Origin of the sequence: Micromonospora sp. AMSO31t (assembly GCF_008868175.1) — a bacterium.
Lineage (GTDB): Bacteria > Actinomycetota > Actinomycetes > Mycobacteriales > Micromonosporaceae > Micromonospora.
Window position 1 is genome coordinate 1 of the sequence record NZ_WBKT01000056.1, and the last position, 14,874, is coordinate 14,874.

At 73.0% G+C, this 14,874-nt stretch carries 17 protein-coding genes and 1 pseudogene; 11 read left to right on the forward strand and 7 right to left on the reverse strand.

From position 1 onward, the window contains the following. The 3 genes from F8274_RS14930 to F8274_RS14940 all read left to right on the forward strand — a co-directional run. Positions 1 to 810 (forward strand): DUF3152 domain-containing protein (locus F8274_RS14930; RefSeq protein WP_370518234.1); only part of this gene is annotated, 810 nt, incomplete at its 5' end. Positions 811 to 989: 179 nt separating this feature from the next. Then, entirely contained in the window at positions 990 to 1,253 is a 264-nt protein-coding gene (locus F8274_RS14935; protein WP_151462993.1) for a hypothetical protein, read from the forward strand. A 1-nt stretch (position 1,254) separates the two neighbouring features. Then, the gene (locus F8274_RS14940) at positions 1,255 to 1,518 is read left to right on the forward strand and encodes a hypothetical protein (protein WP_151462994.1); all 264 of its coding nucleotides are present in this window, start codon (positions 1,255 to 1,257) and stop codon (positions 1,516 to 1,518) included. A 58-nt stretch (positions 1,519 to 1,576) separates the two neighbouring features. On the opposite strand, the gene F8274_RS14945 is transcribed toward F8274_RS14940, so the two are convergent. The 5 genes from F8274_RS14945 to F8274_RS14965 all read right to left on the reverse strand — a co-directional run bounded on the left by F8274_RS14945 (position 1,577) and on the right by F8274_RS14965 (position 4,876). Continuing rightward, positions 1,577 to 2,014, reverse strand: coding sequence for a hypothetical protein (locus F8274_RS14945; protein ID WP_151462995.1), 438 nt, complete (start codon positions 2,012 to 2,014; stop codon positions 1,577 to 1,579). A gap of 142 nt (positions 2,015 to 2,156) precedes the next feature. Continuing rightward, positions 2,157 to 2,558: a hypothetical protein gene (locus F8274_RS14950; protein WP_151462996.1), complete on the reverse strand. Its 402-nt coding sequence runs from the start codon at positions 2,556 to 2,558 to the stop codon at positions 2,157 to 2,159. 174 nt (positions 2,559 to 2,732) lie between these two features. Next, positions 2,733 to 3,158: an ATP-binding protein gene (locus F8274_RS14955; RefSeq protein WP_151462997.1), complete on the reverse strand. Its 426-nt coding sequence runs from the start codon at positions 3,156 to 3,158 to the stop codon at positions 2,733 to 2,735. An 83-nt stretch (positions 3,159 to 3,241) separates the two neighbouring features. Next, positions 3,242 to 3,997, reverse strand: coding sequence for a methyltransferase domain-containing protein (locus F8274_RS14960; protein WP_225853801.1), 756 nt, complete (start codon positions 3,995 to 3,997; stop codon positions 3,242 to 3,244). A 129-nt stretch (positions 3,998 to 4,126) separates the two neighbouring features. Next, positions 4,127 to 4,876, reverse strand: a complete 750-nt coding sequence (locus tag F8274_RS14965; RefSeq protein WP_151462999.1) for a DNA-formamidopyrimidine glycosylase family protein — start codon at positions 4,874 to 4,876, stop codon at positions 4,127 to 4,129. A 113-nt stretch (positions 4,877 to 4,989) separates the two neighbouring features. Between F8274_RS14965 and F8274_RS14970 the strand changes: the two genes are divergently transcribed. Continuing rightward, positions 4,990 to 5,205 (forward strand): hypothetical protein, encoded by a 216-nt coding sequence (locus tag F8274_RS14970; protein ID WP_225853804.1) that lies wholly within the window; start codon positions 4,990 to 4,992, stop codon positions 5,203 to 5,205. Between the two features lie 14 nt (positions 5,206 to 5,219). Here F8274_RS14970 and F8274_RS14975 read toward each other — a convergent pair. Together F8274_RS14975 and F8274_RS14980 are read right to left on the reverse strand one after the other, a co-directional pair. Then, positions 5,220 to 5,345, reverse strand: a pseudogene (locus F8274_RS14975) (ANTAR domain-containing protein); the annotation flags it as partial. 48 nt (positions 5,346 to 5,393) lie between these two features. Continuing rightward, complete coding sequence (locus F8274_RS14980) at positions 5,394 to 5,885, reverse strand: STAS domain-containing protein (protein ID WP_151463001.1); 492 nt, start codon at positions 5,883 to 5,885, stop codon at positions 5,394 to 5,396. Positions 5,886 to 6,159: 274 nt separating this feature from the next. Between F8274_RS14980 and F8274_RS14985 the strand changes: the two genes are divergently transcribed. The 7 genes from F8274_RS14985 (at position 6,160) to F8274_RS15015 (ending at position 14,857) form a co-directional block, all read left to right on the forward strand. Beyond that, a complete protein-coding gene (locus tag F8274_RS14985; RefSeq protein WP_151463002.1) occupies positions 6,160 to 6,867 on the forward strand; it encodes a GAF and ANTAR domain-containing protein in 708 nt (235 codons plus the stop codon). Positions 6,868 to 7,128: 261 nt separating this feature from the next. Then, positions 7,129 to 7,218, forward strand: coding sequence for a K(+)-transporting ATPase subunit F (gene kdpF / locus F8274_RS14990; RefSeq protein ID WP_036343797.1), 90 nt, complete (start codon positions 7,129 to 7,131; stop codon positions 7,216 to 7,218). Next, positions 7,218 to 8,873, forward strand: a complete 1,656-nt coding sequence (kdpA, locus tag F8274_RS14995; protein ID WP_151463003.1) for a potassium-transporting ATPase subunit KdpA — start codon at positions 7,218 to 7,220, stop codon at positions 8,871 to 8,873. The genes kdpF and kdpA overlap by 1 nt, the downstream gene beginning before the upstream one ends. Before the next feature lie 20 nt (positions 8,874 to 8,893). After that, entirely contained in the window at positions 8,894 to 11,086 is a 2,193-nt protein-coding gene (gene kdpB, locus F8274_RS15000) for a potassium-transporting ATPase subunit KdpB (RefSeq protein ID WP_225853802.1), read from the forward strand. After that, positions 11,086 to 11,967, forward strand: coding sequence for a potassium-transporting ATPase subunit C (locus F8274_RS15005; RefSeq protein ID WP_151463004.1), 882 nt, complete (start codon positions 11,086 to 11,088; stop codon positions 11,965 to 11,967). The genes kdpB and F8274_RS15005 overlap by 1 nt, the downstream gene beginning before the upstream one ends. Before the next feature lie 59 nt (positions 11,968 to 12,026). Beyond that, positions 12,027 to 14,162, forward strand: coding sequence for a DUF4118 domain-containing protein (locus tag F8274_RS15010; RefSeq protein WP_225853803.1), 2,136 nt, complete (start codon positions 12,027 to 12,029; stop codon positions 14,160 to 14,162). Continuing rightward, positions 14,159 to 14,857, forward strand: a complete 699-nt coding sequence (locus tag F8274_RS15015; RefSeq protein WP_151463005.1) for a response regulator — start codon at positions 14,159 to 14,161, stop codon at positions 14,855 to 14,857. Before F8274_RS15010 ends, F8274_RS15015 begins: the two co-directional genes overlap by 4 nt. The last annotated feature ends 17 nt before the right edge of the window (positions 14,858 to 14,874 follow it).

A 14,874-nucleotide genomic window follows, 5' to 3' on the forward strand; every position in this document is an offset into this window, starting at 1 on the left:
GGTCTGCACCGGCGGCGGGCGTCCCGCGCGGGCACCCTGACCCTGGTGGTGCTGCTGGTCGCGGCCGGCCTCGCCGGGTACGCGGCCCGGCGTCACCCGGACCTGCTGGTCGCGGCCGGCGTGCGGCCCGGCGCGCCGGCCGCCGGGCCCGCCCGCCCGGCGGTGACCACACCCGCCGCGCCGCCGGTGCCGGCCGCGGGCCGGGTGCCGCCGGGTATCAGCTATCCGGACCGGGGTACGGGCGCCTTCCGCACCGCCACGGGCGTCGGCGCGGTGGCGGGCCGCGGTGGTGAACTGCTCCGCTACCGGGTCGCCGTGGAGGGCGGCATCGGCAACGTCGACGTGGAGCGGTTCGCCCGGGAGGTGGCGGTGACGCTTGCCGATCCGCGTGGCTGGACCGGTGGCGGCCGGTGGCGGCTGCAACGGGTGGGGCGCGACGATCCGGCCGACTTCACGGTGCTGCTCACCACGCCGGTGACCCGGGGCCGACTCTGCGCCGACACCACCGACCACTACACCTCCTGCCGCAACGGCGACCAGGTGGTGATCAACGTGGCTCGCTGGGTGCACGGCGTGCCGCAGTTCCCCGACCTCGGCCTCTACCGGCAGTACCTGCTCAACCACGAGGTGGGGCACCGGCTCGGCCGGGGCCACGAACTGTGCCCCCGGGCGGGCGGCCCGGCGCCGGTGATGGAACAGCAGACGCTCGGTCTGCACGGGTGCCTGCCGAACGCCTGGCCCCGCGTCGGCGGCGCAGTGCACAGCGGCCCCTCCGGCCAGTACGACGACCCGATTCCGGCGGAGGACTGACCGGTCCGCGACGACTGCCGGATGGCGGGTCGTACGCCCGGGCCGCAAATTGCAGATAGTGCCTCTGAGCTGGGGTTTTGCTCCCACGCGTGCCTACGGTTGGGATGCGCCCGACGCAGTGCGTCAACTGGGGACGGTGGGAAGGGTCAGGGCTGTGGACGATGAAAACAGAGCGAGCCATGAGGATCTTCCTCGATGGCGGCTGCATCTTCGTGGGTCTCGGCGGGATCGTCCATCAGACGACAATCGTGCCGCCCGGTCAGGCCAACGCCATTCTCCTGGGGACGTACGTGACCATCCTGGGGATTCCTGCGGGGGTTGGGCTCCTGTCGCTGCGGCGCAATGGCGTCAGCGATACGACCAGTTCGCCATCGCCGTATCCGTCGCCGGACTCACGGCCGCCACCATCGCCATCTCCGCCGCTGACCGGGCCGGGTGAGTGACATGACCTGTTCGCAATCGCACCTGGGCTCCCGCACCACGCGCCTCATGATCACGTCGTTCGTGTTCGCCCTGGTGGCGACCATCTCGTCCATGGTGTACGCCAATTCCGTCGCCCGGCACTCCGTGCAGGACCTGTGCGCCCTGGTGGTGACGCTCGACGACACCTACCGGGCCACGCCACCGCAGACTCCCACGGGCCGCCAGATCGCCGAGCAGTTGCGCGAGCTGCGCACCCGGCTCGACTGCCCGTCGGCGCGCGACTGAGGGCCTCCGGCGGCCGTTCCGCACCTGCCGTCGTGCGGAACGGCCCTCCGGCGGTGACTCAGCTCTGCGACGGCGGAACGTGGACGTCGCAGCGGTCGCCCCGCTCGGCCTGCGCAACCGTGCGGCCGGTGCAGAGCCGCAGGCTCGGCAGGAAGCCACCCCACAGGTAACTGGCGCGCGCCTGGACGTTGGTCTTGCTCCGCCCGCACAGGCTGTTCAGCGTGCGCCATTCGAGGCCGTCCGCCGGACCGTTGGTGGCGATCTGGACCACGGCGCAGCGGTGGCGCTGGTTGACCGCGAGGGTCCCGTCGACCGCGACCGGCGGGACGGGCTGCTCGGGGATGCTCATCATGAGCTGGTACGTGCCGTAGGCGCTGGCGCCGCCGGCGGCCAGGTCGAAGGTGCTGTCGGCAGCCGCGGCGGGAGGCGCCGCCGCGACAACGGCGAGGCCGGCGCCCGCCAGGGCGCAGAGGGAACGGGAGACGAGGCGGTTCATCGGCTACTCCTGATTGCGCCACCGGATGTGTGGTGGCGGTGCGGAAAAGCGTCACCGGCGGGTGCGCCGGCCGCTTTCGGAACGATTTCCCGGCGCACTGTGCCGGGACCGGCGGAATGCGAAGGAAATTGACGCCGGAGCGTCAGCGCACGAACAGGGTGTAGCTGGGCGCGAAGCCGGTCCGGCAGCGGAACGACACCCAGACCCGGCGCGCGACACCTTCGGCGCCGACCTGCCGGCACTCGGCCTGGGCGTCGGACACCTCGTTGAAGGCGGCGGTGTAGACCTGCTTCTCCGCCGGGTGGGCCTCGGTGCGGGGCCGGTAGGTGACGATCAGGTCGTCGCCGGCGAAGCCCGAGCGCACCGAGAACGCCTCCCAGGCGCCGGCGGTCCGGCCGGCTTCGCCGATCACCGAGGCGCGGCCGAAGGCGTACGTGCCGAGCAGTGTGGTGGTCGGCTCCGGGGTCGCGGCGTGGGCGGCGGACGGGGCCAGGACGGCCCCGGCGATGCCGGCCAGCATGAGGCCGCGGGTGAGCTTGCGCATCTGTTCAGGTCCTTTGCGAATAGTCGCGGGGATCTCCCGCGGTTTCTCGGGACAACCGGCGGGAGGGTCGTCTCCCGGGCGGTTCGAAAAGGACCATACGGCCCGTCCACTGCGGACGGTGTAAAACAGCTCACATTAAGCGAAGAACAATTTGTTAAGCAATTCTTGACGCAGTCAGCGAGGGAACGAGGCCCAGATGTTCTTGGTGTCGTCGGTGGCGTACCACCCGACCGCCAGCGAGACCGACTCGGCCAGCATCAGACCCCGCCCGCCCGAGTCGAGCGGGTGGATGTCGCCCAGGCCCGGGACGGTGTCGAGCTCGTGGTCCGCCACGTTGAGCAGGAAGCAGTCGTCGGCCGCGAGCAGGGTGACGATCGTCGGCGGCCGGCCGTGCCGCAGCGCGTTGGTCGCCAGCTCGGTGGCGACCAGCACCACGAGGTGGGGCACCTCGTCGAGGTCCTCGCCCTGGACCAGGCCGTGCCGGGTCAACGCCTCGCGCAGCGAGGCCCGCAGCCCGCGCAGCTCCTCGGCCGTGTCGAGCACCCACTGCTCCAGCTCGGTGGCCCGCGGCGGTGGCGGTGACGTGCGCAGCTGTCCCATGAACAGGGCTTTACCCTGCGTAGCCGCCCGCTAAGCCGGCCCGGCCCGGCTCCCGGATCGACACCGGGAGCCGGGCCGGCCGCTCAGCGGCGGAGCAGGGCGAAGACGCCCCAGCCCAGGTACTCGCGCTGGTAGCGGACGTGCCGCACCGGCTCCTCGGTCAGCTCCCGGCGCAGCTCCCCGGCCAGCTCGTCGTCGGGGTTCGCGTCCAGCCAGCGGCGCAGGTTGAGCCAGTGCGCAGCGGCGTAACGGTCCCAGCTGTCCTGGTCGGCGAGGACCATCTCGACCAGGTCCCAGCCGCACTCACCGAAGAGCCCGACCAGCCCGGGCAGGTCGCGGAACTCGTCCCGGGAGCGGGCGTGGCAACCGGCCACGGTCTCCTCGTCGGGCGGGTCGCGCCGCCAGTACGGCTCGCCCACCAGGACCATCCCGCCGGGGCGCAGGGCCCGCTCCAGGATCTCCAGGGTGCCGGGCACACCCCCGCCGATCCAGGTCGCGCCGACGCAGGCGGCCAGGTCGACCCGCTGCTCCGGCAGGTGGGTCGCGGCGTCGCCGTGCACGAACCGGACCCGGTCGGCGACGCCCAGCTCGGCGGCGCGCGCCCGCGCGGCGTCGGTGAAGACGGTGCTGATGTCCACCCCGGTGCCGGTGACGCCGTGGTCCCGGGCCCAGGTGCAGAGCAGCTCGCCCTTGCCGCTGCACAGGTCGAGGACCGACGCGCCGGGCCGGAGCTTGATCGCCCGGCCCAGGGTGGCGAGCTTGGCGTCGTCGAACGGGTTGAGGATCCGGAGGTCGCCCTCGCGGATGGTGAAGCTACGTGGCAGATCCAAAGCGGTCACTCCAAGGGAAGGGTGCGGGGGTCGGAACGAGACGGGAAGCGCTCGGCACGGGCACCAGAACACCCTCTTCAGGCAGTCGGAGTGACGTTGGCGCGAGGCTAGCCACCGGCACGCCGGCCGCCAACCGAATTAGCCGGCCGGCTGGTCCACCGGGCAGGCGTACGCGGTCCGGCCGCCCACCTGCCAGGTCCGTACCCGGCTGCCGCAGCGGCGGCAGTGCTCCCGCTTGTAGACCCACCGCTCGTCCGGCGCGGCCGGGTCACTGACCACCTGGCCCAGGTCCCGGCCGAGCGCAAGGTGGGCGACGGCGAGGCGCCACAGCCGCTCCGCCGCCGGGGCGCCGACCGACCGGGCGTCCGGATCCAGCCCGGCCAGGAAGAGCAGTTCGGCCCGCCACGCGTTGCCGATGCCGGCCCAGACGGCCTGGTCGAGCAGTGCCGCGCCCACGGCCGCGCCGGTCGCGGTGAGCCGGCGGACCGCCTCGGCCGGCTCGGCGTCGGCCCGCAGCGGGTCCGGCCCGAGCGAGTCCCGCAGGGCGCGCTCCGCGTCCGCCGGCAGCGGCTCGCAGCGGATGGGCGCGATCAGGTCGTACGCCACCGCCGGGCCGGCCAGCCGCAGCCGGGTGCCGGGGCGGGGCGGCACGGCCGGGTCGTCGTAGCGCAGGAACAGCCCGCGCATGCCGAGGTGGACGTGCAGGGCGGGCGCGTCGGGGAAGTGGTAGAGCAGGTGCTTGCCGTCCGCCTCGACGGCACGCAGCGGCCGGCCCGCGTACGGGGCCGGGTCGAAGCGGCCCTGCGGGCTGGAGAGCGTGACGTCACGCCCGGCGAGCGCGTCGTGCTGCTCCCGCGCGTACCGGTGGATGAGGTGGCCCTCGGGCATATTCGGCGCGTACCCCGCCGACCAGGGCGGAAACGGCCGTGGGGGTTGAGCCGGGAATCAGCCCCTACCGGCAGGTGCGGGCTGGTGGGCTGCTGCGATACCGTCACCACGTGATGGTCGAGGAGCACTGGTGGAACGGGGTCACTGCCCCTCGTGGGCGTCGTGACGTCTACATCCGCACGGACGGTCAGCGCTGGGAGGTGCAGGCCCAGATCGGCGGCGCCGCCGGCCGGTCGAAGATCCAGGAGTGCCCGAGCCGGGGCTCGGCGAGCATCCTGGCCGGGGCGTGGCGCGGCAGCGGCGCCGGCTGGCGCGAGGTGCGGCGCTGACCCTGGCGGGCCGGTCAGTCCCGCGGCCCGTTCACCGCGCGCTCGACCAGCGACTCGGCGACCTCCCGTAGCTTCCGGTTGGAGTTCTGCGACACCCGCGCCAGGATTGCGAACGCCTCCTCCGCCGAGCACCGGCGCTGGCGGGCCCGAGCGGGCATCGGCGGCGCGCCGCGTCGAAAATGGGGTTCCTACCCCAGGCCGCCCGACAAGGTGGTCTGGTGCGAGGTGCCGGTCACCGAGCCGCCACTGCCGACGGCGTGCCGCGCTGCGGGCACGCTGCCGCCGGCCCAGGACAACGCCGGAACGACCTCCAGCTCGGACAGCGCGTCGGTGATGCCGAGGATGCGACGGACGATCGACGACGGATCGCGGAGGGTCAGCCGCCCACCCCGGTCGGCCAGCAGCCGCCGGGCCCGCAGCAGCGCGCTGATGCCGTGCGCGCAGAAGAAGGTGACCTCCGAGAGGTCCACCTCCACGGTGACCGGCGGCCGGCGGGCGAGGGACGCCACGAGTTCGACGAGCAGATGGGCGTTGCTCATGTCGATCTCGCCGGCGACGCGGATCCGTGTGGTGGCGCCGGGCGCGTCGCAGGCGAGCCACAGGATGGCGTCGTCCGGGCGCGCCGATCCGCCCCGGCTGGAACCGCGGTGGTGATCGAGCGGTGGGAGGTGCTCCGACATGGCCCCTCCGATGATGACGATCGGGAACGCTCACGACGCAGATCGCCGTGAGTCGGGGGAGGGCGCATGTCTTGACCCGTCAGCAAGACTACGCGCACCCGGTGCGCATCGCACCCGTGGCATTTCCACCGGGGGAACGGCGGGATAGGTTGGAGCCGGCGGTCAGCCGTGCAGCGACGGCGCCGCCGTTGAGCGAGCCGGCCGGCCCGCCGGGCCTCCGGTCAGCGTCATCCTGACCTGCCGGTGGGACGCGCCGGTCGACAAGGACCTGATCATGGATCCGTCGCGGGTGCGGCCCGCCGACGCTCTCGCCGAGCTGGGACGGATCCGGCTCGCCGAGGTCGAACTCGACAAGGTCCTGCACCGGGTCGCCGAGTTGGCCAACCAGTCCATCCCCGGGTGCGCGTACGTGTCCGTCACCCTGACCCACGCCGGCACCGCGCGCACCGCCGCGGCCACCGCCGAGCTGGCGCGCGAACTCGACGAATGGCAGTACCGGTACGACCAGGGCCCGTGCCTGGACGCCTCGGCCAGCGCGGAGAGCCTGCTGGTGCCCGACATGGCCGGCGAGCAGCGCTGGGCGGGCTGGGTGGCCCGGGCCAGGGCGGCGGGCGTCGGCAGTTCGCTGTCGATCGGACTGCCGATCCAGGAGGCGGTCACCGGCGCGCTCAACCTGTACGGCGTCGCCGCGCACGCCTTCGACGCCGAGGCGATCGCCGTGGCGGAGGACTTCGCGGCGTACGCCGCCGTGGCCCTGGCCAACGCCCACCTGTACGACAGCACCGCGACGCTGGCCCGGCAGATGCGGGACGCGATGCGGAGCCGCGCGGTGATCGAGCAGGCCAAGGGCATCATCATGGGCCAGCGGCGGTGCTCGCCGGACGAGGCGTTCGCCGTGCTGGCGAAGCTCTCCCAGGACTCCAACCGCAAGGTGCGCGACGTGGCCGAGGCCATGGTCGCCGCCGTCGACACGGACCGCTGAGCCGCGGGCCGGGTGACCGGGGTCACCCCCGGCCCGGCCCGCGTGAAAGCCGCGTCAAGAAACCGGCCGCGGCCGTCACGGTCGCGTTATAGCCCCTGTCCGCGCGCCCGATCCGGCGTTGTGATGGCTCGGCGCGACCGGAAGGCGGTCGCCCGACAACGTCCGGTAAGAGGAGTCAGCCGTGTCTGACGTGGTGTTCGTGCTGGTGACGGTGGGGCTGTTCGCGGCTCTCGCCCTCGTGGTGAGGGGCGTGGAGAAGCTGTGAGCGCCGTCAACGCCGTCGGCCTGGTGCTGGCGATCGGCCTGGGCGTGTTCCTGGTCGTCGCCCTGCTGTTCCCGGAGCGCTTCTGATGAGCATGACAACAGCCGGGGTGCTCTTCGTCCTGTCGCTGGTGGTGGCCCTGGTCGCCGGCTACCGGCCGTTCGGCGACCACATGTACCGGGTGGTCACCGGCACCCGGTCCTCCCGCGTCGAGCGGGGGATCTACCGCCTGGTCGGGGTCAACCCGGCCGCCGAGCAGACCTGGGGCGTGTACGCCCGCAGCGTGCTGGCCTTCTCGGCCCTGTCGCTCCTGTTCCTGTACGCGCTCCAGCGCCTGCAGAACCACCTCTGGCTCTCGCTGGGGTTCGACCCGGTGGTGCCGCACGGCGCCTGGAACACCGCGGTCTCGTTCGTGACCAACACGAACTGGCAGTGGTATTCGGGTGAGTCGACCATGGGCCACCTGGTGCAGATGGCCGGCCTGGCGGTGCAGAACTTCGTCTCGGCCGCGGTCGGCATCGCCGTGGCGGTCGCCCTCGTCCGGGGCTTCGCCCGCAGCCGCACCGGCGAGCTGGGCAACTTCTGGGTGGACCTGACCCGGGTCACGCTGCGGATCCTGCTGCCCGTCGCGGTGCTGGGCGCACTCGCCCTGATGGTCGGCGGAGCGGTGCAGAACCTGTCCGGCGGCACCGACGTGACCACGCTGACCGGCGGGACCCAGCACCTCACGGGTGGCCCGGTGGCCAGCCAGGAGGTGATCAAGGAGCTGGGCACCAACGGTGGCGGCTTCTACAACGTCAACAGCGCCCACCCGTTCGAGAACCCGACGGCCTGGACGAACTGGCTGCAGATCTTCCTGATCCTGCTCATCCCGTTCAGTCTGCCCCGGGTCTTCGGTCGGATGGTCGGCCAGAACCGGCAGGGCTACGCGATCGCCGCGGTCATGGCGATCCTCGCCCTGGCCAGCATCACGCTGACCAACGTCTTCGAGCTGGCCGGCAACGGGACCGTGCCGCAGGCGGTCGGCGCGGCGCTGGAGGGCAAGGACGTCCGGTTCGACGTGTCGAACTCGGCCACCTTCGCCGCGGCCACCACGCTCACCTCGACCGGCGCCGTCAACTCGTTCCACGACTCGTACACGGCGCTGGGCGGGATGATGACGCTGGGCAACATGATGCTCGGCGAGGTCGCCCCGGGCGGGGTCGGCGCCGGCCTGTACGGGCTGCTGATCCTCGCGGTGATCACGGTGTTCGTCGCCGGCCTGATGGTCGGCCGCACGCCGGAGTACCTGGGTAAGAAGATCGGATCGCGCGAGATCAAGTTCGCCTCGCTCTACTTCCTGGTCACGCCGGCCCTGGTGCTCATCGGCACGGCCGCGGCGTTCGCCACCGGCAACAACTCGACGGCGCTCAACGTAGGCCCGCACGGGCTCTCCGAGGTGCTCTACGCGTTCACCTCCGCGAGCAACAACAACGGCTCGGCATTCGCCGGCATCACCGTCAACACCCCGTGGTGGAACACCGCCCTGGGGCTGTGCATGCTGCTCGGCCGGTTCCTGCCGATCATCTTCGTGCTCGCCCTGGCCGGCTCGCTGGCCCGGCAGCAGCCCACCCCCGCGTCCGAGGGCACCCTGCCGACCCACCGACCGCTCTTCGTCGGGATGGTCGTCGGCGTCACGGTGGTCCTCGTGGCGCTCACCTTCCTTCCCGCGCTCGCGCTCGGCCCCCTCGCTGAGGGGCTGTGACCACCATGAGGAACGAGGACATGTCCGTCACGCCCGTGACATCCGGCACCGGCGAGGAGCCGGTGGCCGGCACGCCCGCCATCCACGGCAACCGGGTCGGCGGGGGTCTGCTGGACCCGAAGCAGCTGATCCGGTCCCTGCCGGACGCGCTGCGCAAGCTCGACCCCCGCACGCTCTGGCGCAACCCGGTGATGCTCATCGTCGAGATCGGGGCCGTCTTCACCACCGTCCTGGCGGTGGCCGACCCGTCGGTCTTCGCGTGGGCGATCACCATCTGGCTGTGGCTCACCGTGGTCTTCGCGAACCTGGCCGAGGCGGTCGCCGAGGGCCGGGGCAAGGCCCAGGCCGCCGCCCTGCGGCAGGCGAAGCAGGACACCGTTGCCACCCGTCTCGTCGGCTGGACGCCCGGAGCGGCGGCGAACGCCTACCGCGACGAGGCGGTCCCCGCCCCGCAGCTCCGGCAGGGCGACATCGTCCTGGTCGAGGCCGGCACCATCATCCCCGGCGACGGGGACGTGGTCGAGGGCATCGCGAGCGTCGACGAGTCGGCGATCACCGGTGAGTCCGCGCCCGTCATCCGGGAGTCCGGAGGCGACCGCAGCGCCGTCACCGGCGGCACCCGGGTGCTCTCCGACCGGATCATCGTGCGGATCACCCAGAAGCCGGGCGAGAGCTTCATCGACCGGATGATCGCCCTGGTCGAGGGCGCCAACCGGCAGAAGACCCCGAACGAGATCGCGCTGAACATCCTGCTCGCCGCGCTCACGATCATCTTCCTGCTGGCCGTGGTGACCCTCCAGCCGCTGGCGATCTTCGCCAAGGGCTACCAGGCGGCCGCCGCCGACACCGGCGCGATCACCGACGCCGGCGTCAGCGGCGTGGTGCTCGTGTCGCTGCTGGTCTGCCTGATCCCCACGACCATCGGGGCGTTGCTGTCGGCCATCGGCATCGCCGGCATGGACCGCCTGGTGCAGCGCAACGTCCTGGCCATGAGCGGCCGGGCGGTCGAGGCGGCCGGCGATGTGAACACCCTGCTGCTGGACAAGACAGGCACGATCACGCTGGGCAACCGGCAGGCCGCCGAGTTCCTTCCGGTCGAGGGGGTCACCGCCGCCGAGGTCGCCGACGCCGCGCAACTGTCCAGCCTCGCCGACGAGACCCCCGAGGGTCGCTCCGTCGTGGTGCTCGCCAAGAACGAGTTCGGGCTGCGCGAGCGCGAGCCGGGACTCATCCCGCACGCCACCTTCGTGCCGTTCACCGCGCAGACCCGGATGAGCGGCGTCGACCTCGGCGCGGACAGCGTCGACGGCGGCGTCCGCCGGATCCGCAAGGGCGCCGCCGCCGCCGTGCTGAAGTGGGTACGCGAGAACGGCGGCCACCCGACCGAGCAGGTGGGCGAACTGGTCGACGCGATCAGCGGCACCGGTGGCACCCCGCTGGTGGTCGCCGATCACGTGGACGGCGAGCCGGCGCGCGCACTCGGCGTCATCCACCTCAAGGACGTGGTCAAGGCCGGCATGCGGGCGCGCTTCGACGAGATGCGGCGGATGGGCATCCGCACCGTGATGATCACGGGCGACAACCCGCGTACCGCGAAGGCCATCGCGGACGAGGCCGGTGTGGACGACTTCCTCGCCGAGGCCACCCCCGAGGACAAGCTCGCCCTGATCCGGAAGGAGCAGGAGGGCGGCCGGCTGGTCGCGATGACCGGCGACGGCACCAACGACGCGCCGGCCCTCGCCCAGGCCGACGTCGGCGTGGCCATGAACACCGGCACGTCGGCGGCCAAGGAGGCCGGCAACATGGTCGACCTCGACTCCGACCCGACGAAGCTCATCGAGATCGTCGAGATCGGCAAGCAGTTGCTGATCACCCGAGGCGCGCTGACGACCTTCTCGATCGCCAACGACATCGCCAAGTACTTCGCGATCATCCCGGCGATGTTCGCCGGGATCTACCCGAGCCTGGACACGCTGAACATCATGCGGCTGGTCAGCCCGGAGTCGGCGATCCTCTCCGCGGTCATCTTCAACGCGGTCGTCATCGTCGCGCTCATCCCGCTGGCCCTGCGCGGCGTGCGCTACCGGCCGGCCAGCGCGTCGAAGCTGCTCAGCCGCAACCTGTGGCTCTACGGCCTCGGCGGCATCATCGTGCCGTTCATCGGCATCAAGCTCATCGACCTGCTCATCCAGCTCATTCCGGGGATCTCGTGATGCGCCTTCCCAGTTGGCTCTCCCAGCACCTGGCCGCCCTGCGCGCGGTGCTCGTCTTCACCGTGCTGCTCGGGCTCGCCTACCCGCTCGCCCTGGTCGCCGTGGGCCGGGTCCCCGGCCTCGACGGCAAGGCGGACGGCTCGGTCGTCACCGTCGACGGGAAGACCGTCGGCAGCTCGCTGATCGGGCAGTCCTTCACCGACGCGGACGGCAACCCCGTCCCGCGCTACTTCCAGTCCCGCCCCTCGGCCGCCGGCGACGGCTACGACCCGACCGCCACGGCGGCCAGCAACCTCGGCCCGGAGAGCGTGGTCGACACCATCACCGGTGACGAGGAAACCTCGGCGCAGAGCCTGCTCACCCAGGTCTGCGCGCGCAGCAGGGCCGTCGGCGAGCTGGACGGCGTGGACGGGCGGCGGCCCTACTGCACGCCGGACGGCGTGGGCGCCGTACTGGCCGTGTTCCGCGCCGACGGGCTGACCGGCCGGACGATCCGGGTGGTCAGCGTCAACCAGGTCGCGCCGGCGACGCCCTTCGTGACCAGTTGGCAGGGCGTTCCGGTCGAGCCGGCACAGCCGAACCACGACTATGTGGCCGAGGGCGGCATCGTCACCCCGGTCCGGGGTGACGCGCCGGCGGTGCCGGCCGTGCCGGCCGACGCGGTCACCGCCAGCGGCAGCGGCCTCGACCCGCACATCTCCCCGGCGTACGCGGAGATCCAGGTGGCCCGGGTGGCGCGCGAGCGCGGCGCGGACCCGGCGGCGGTGCGGAAGCTGGTCGCCGAGCACACCACCGGCCGGTCACTCGGCTTCATGGGCGAGCCCGCCGTGAACGTCCTGGAAGTCAACGTCGCGCTGGACGAGATGTTCCCGGCGCGCTGACCGTTCGCGTCGAAGGGGTCCCGGGATGAACCGGGGCCCCTTCCCGCCAGTCAGGGAGGATGGACCCGCTGCCGGACCAGGTGGTCCGCGCCGCCGAGCAGGTCGAGCTGGTCGACATGACGCCGGAGGCGCTGCGCCGCCGGATGGCGCACGGCAACATCTACCGGCCCGACAAGATCGACGCGGCGCTCGGCAACTACTTCCGGGTCGGCAACCTCACGGCGCTGCGCGAGCTGGCGCTGCTCTGGCTGGCCGACAAGGTCGACGAGCAGCTCGACGCCTACCGCGCCCAGCAGGGCATCTCCGCCACCTGGGAGGCGCGGGAACGGGTGGTCGTCGCGCTGACCGGCGGCCCGGAGGGCGCGACGCTGGTCCGCCGGGCGGCGCGGATCGCCGCCCGGAGCAAGGGCGCCGACCTGCTGGCCGTGCACGTGGCCCGCAGCGACGGGCTGGCCGGCGCCGATCCGGCCCAGCTGGCCCGGCAGCGGGTCCTCGTGGAGAGCCTCGGCGGCACGTACCACCAGGTGCTCGGCGCCGACATCCCGGCGGCGCTGCTCGACTTCGCACGCGGCGTCAACGCCACCCAGCTGGTGCTCGGGGCCAGCCGGCGGGGACGGTTCGCCCAGCTGCTCTCGCGCGGGGTCGGCGTCACCACCACCGCGCTCTCCGGCGCCATCGACGTGCACCTCGTGACCCACGCCCAGGCGGGGCGGGGGCGCCGGGGCGCGGCCGTGCCCGCGGCGCTGTCCCGCCGCCGCCGGCTGCTCGGCTTCGCGCTCGCGGTCCTCGGCATGCCGCTGCTGACCCTGCTGCTCGCGGCCCTGCCCGACCTCACCCTGACCAACGACATCCTGCTCTTTCTCGCCGGCGTGGTCGGGGTGGCGCTGGTCGGCGGGAGGTGGCCGGCCCTGGTCGCCGCGCTCGGCGGCTCGCTGTTGCTGAACTGGTTCTTCACCCCGCCGTTCCACACGCTGACCATCGCCGAGGCGGACAACCTCCTCGCCCTCGGTGTGTTCGTCGGGGTGGCGATCGCGGTGAGCTGGGTGGTCGACGTGGCCGCCCGGCGCACCCGGGAGGCCGCCCGGGCCTCGGCCGACGCGCAGACCCTGGCCACCGTGGCCGGTGGGGTGCTGCGCGGCGAACGGCCGCTGCCCGCGCTGCTGGACCGGCTGCGGGAGACCTTCGCGCTCCGCGCCGTGAGCGTGCTGGAACTGGTGGCGGAGGCCGAGGGGCGGCCCGCCCGGGACCGGGAGGCGGCGGCCTGGCGGGTGGTGGCCTGCGTCGGCGACGCCCCGCCGGGCAGCCCGAGCGCCGGGGAGACCGTGGTGCCGGTCGACGACCGGCTCAGCGTGGTGCTCGCCGGCCGGCGGCTGGAGGCCGCGGACCGCCGGGTGGTCGAGGCGTTCGCCGCCCAGGCCGCCGTCGCGCTGCGCCAGGAGCGGCTCGCCGAGGAGGCCGCCACCGCCCGCCCGCTCGCCGCCGCCGACCGGATGCGCACCGCGCTGCTCGCCGCGGTCAGCCACGACCTGCGTACGCCGCTCGCGTCGGCGAAGGCGGCCGTGAGCAGCCTGCGCAGCCACGACGTCGAGTTCGACGCCGACGACCGCGAGGAGTTGCTGGCCACCGCCGACGAGTCGCTGGACCGGCTGGACCGGCTGGGCCGGCTGGTGGCGAACCTGCTCGACATGAGCCGGCTCCAGGCGGGCGCGCTGGGCGTCACCGCCACCGCCATCGGGCTGGAGGACGCCGTACCCCGGGCCCTGGACGAGCTGGGCCCGGCGGCGGCCGAGGTGACCACGGACATCCCGCCCGACCTCCCCGCGGCCCTCGCCGACCCCGGCCTGCTGGAGCGGGTGCTGGTCAACATCGTGGCCAACGCGCTGCGCCACAGCCCGCCCGGACGTCCACCGACGATCACCGCCAGCGCGCACGCCGGCCAGGTCGAGCTGCGGGTGATCGACACCGGGCCGGGCATCCCGGAGGACCAGTGGGAGCACGTCTTCCTGCCGTTCCAGCGCCTCGGCGACCGGGACAACCAGACCGGCGTCGGGCTGGGGCTGGCCCTGTCCCGGGGGCTCGCGGAGGCGATGGATGGCAGCATCACCCCGGAGACCACGCCCGGCGGCGGTCTCACCATGGTGCTGCGGCTGCCGGCCGGCACCGGCGGAATCGACCCGGAGGGGCCGCAGGAATGACCCGCATCCTGGTCGTCGACGACGAGCCGCAGATCCTTCGCGCCCTGCGGATCAACCTGCGGGCCCGCGGCTACGACGTGGAGGTGGCCGACACCGGGACGGCCGCGTTGAAGGCCGCCGCGGGCCACCCCCCGGACCTGGTGGTGCTGGACCTCGGCCTGCCCGACCTGGACGGCACGGAGGTCATCCGGGGTCTGCGCGGCTGGACCGGGGTGCCGATCATCGTGCTTTCCGGGCGGGCCGGCAGCGAGGACAAGGTCGCCGCGCTCGACGCGGGCGCCGACGACTACGTCACCAAGCCGTTCGGGGTGGACGAACTGCTCGCCCGGATCCGGGCGGTGACTCGGAGGCTCGCCGGCTCCCCGGCCGATGCGGGCGGCGCGGGGTCCGTCGCCACGCAGCGGATCGGCCGGCACACCGTCGACCTGGCCGACCGGGTGGTGACCCGCGACGACGGCGTCGAGGTCAAGCTCACCCCGACCCAGTGGGCGATGCTGGAGAAGCTGCTGCGGCACCCGGGCAAGCTGGTCAGCCAGCGCCAGCTCCTGCACGAGGTGTGGGGCCCGGAATACCACAACGAGACCAACTACCTGCGCCAGTACATGGCCCAGCTGCGGCGCAAGCTGGAGGACGACCCGGCCCGGCCCCGGCACCTGATCACCGAACCGGGCATGGGCTACCGCTACCGCCCGTAGGCCGGCCGGGTTTGCCC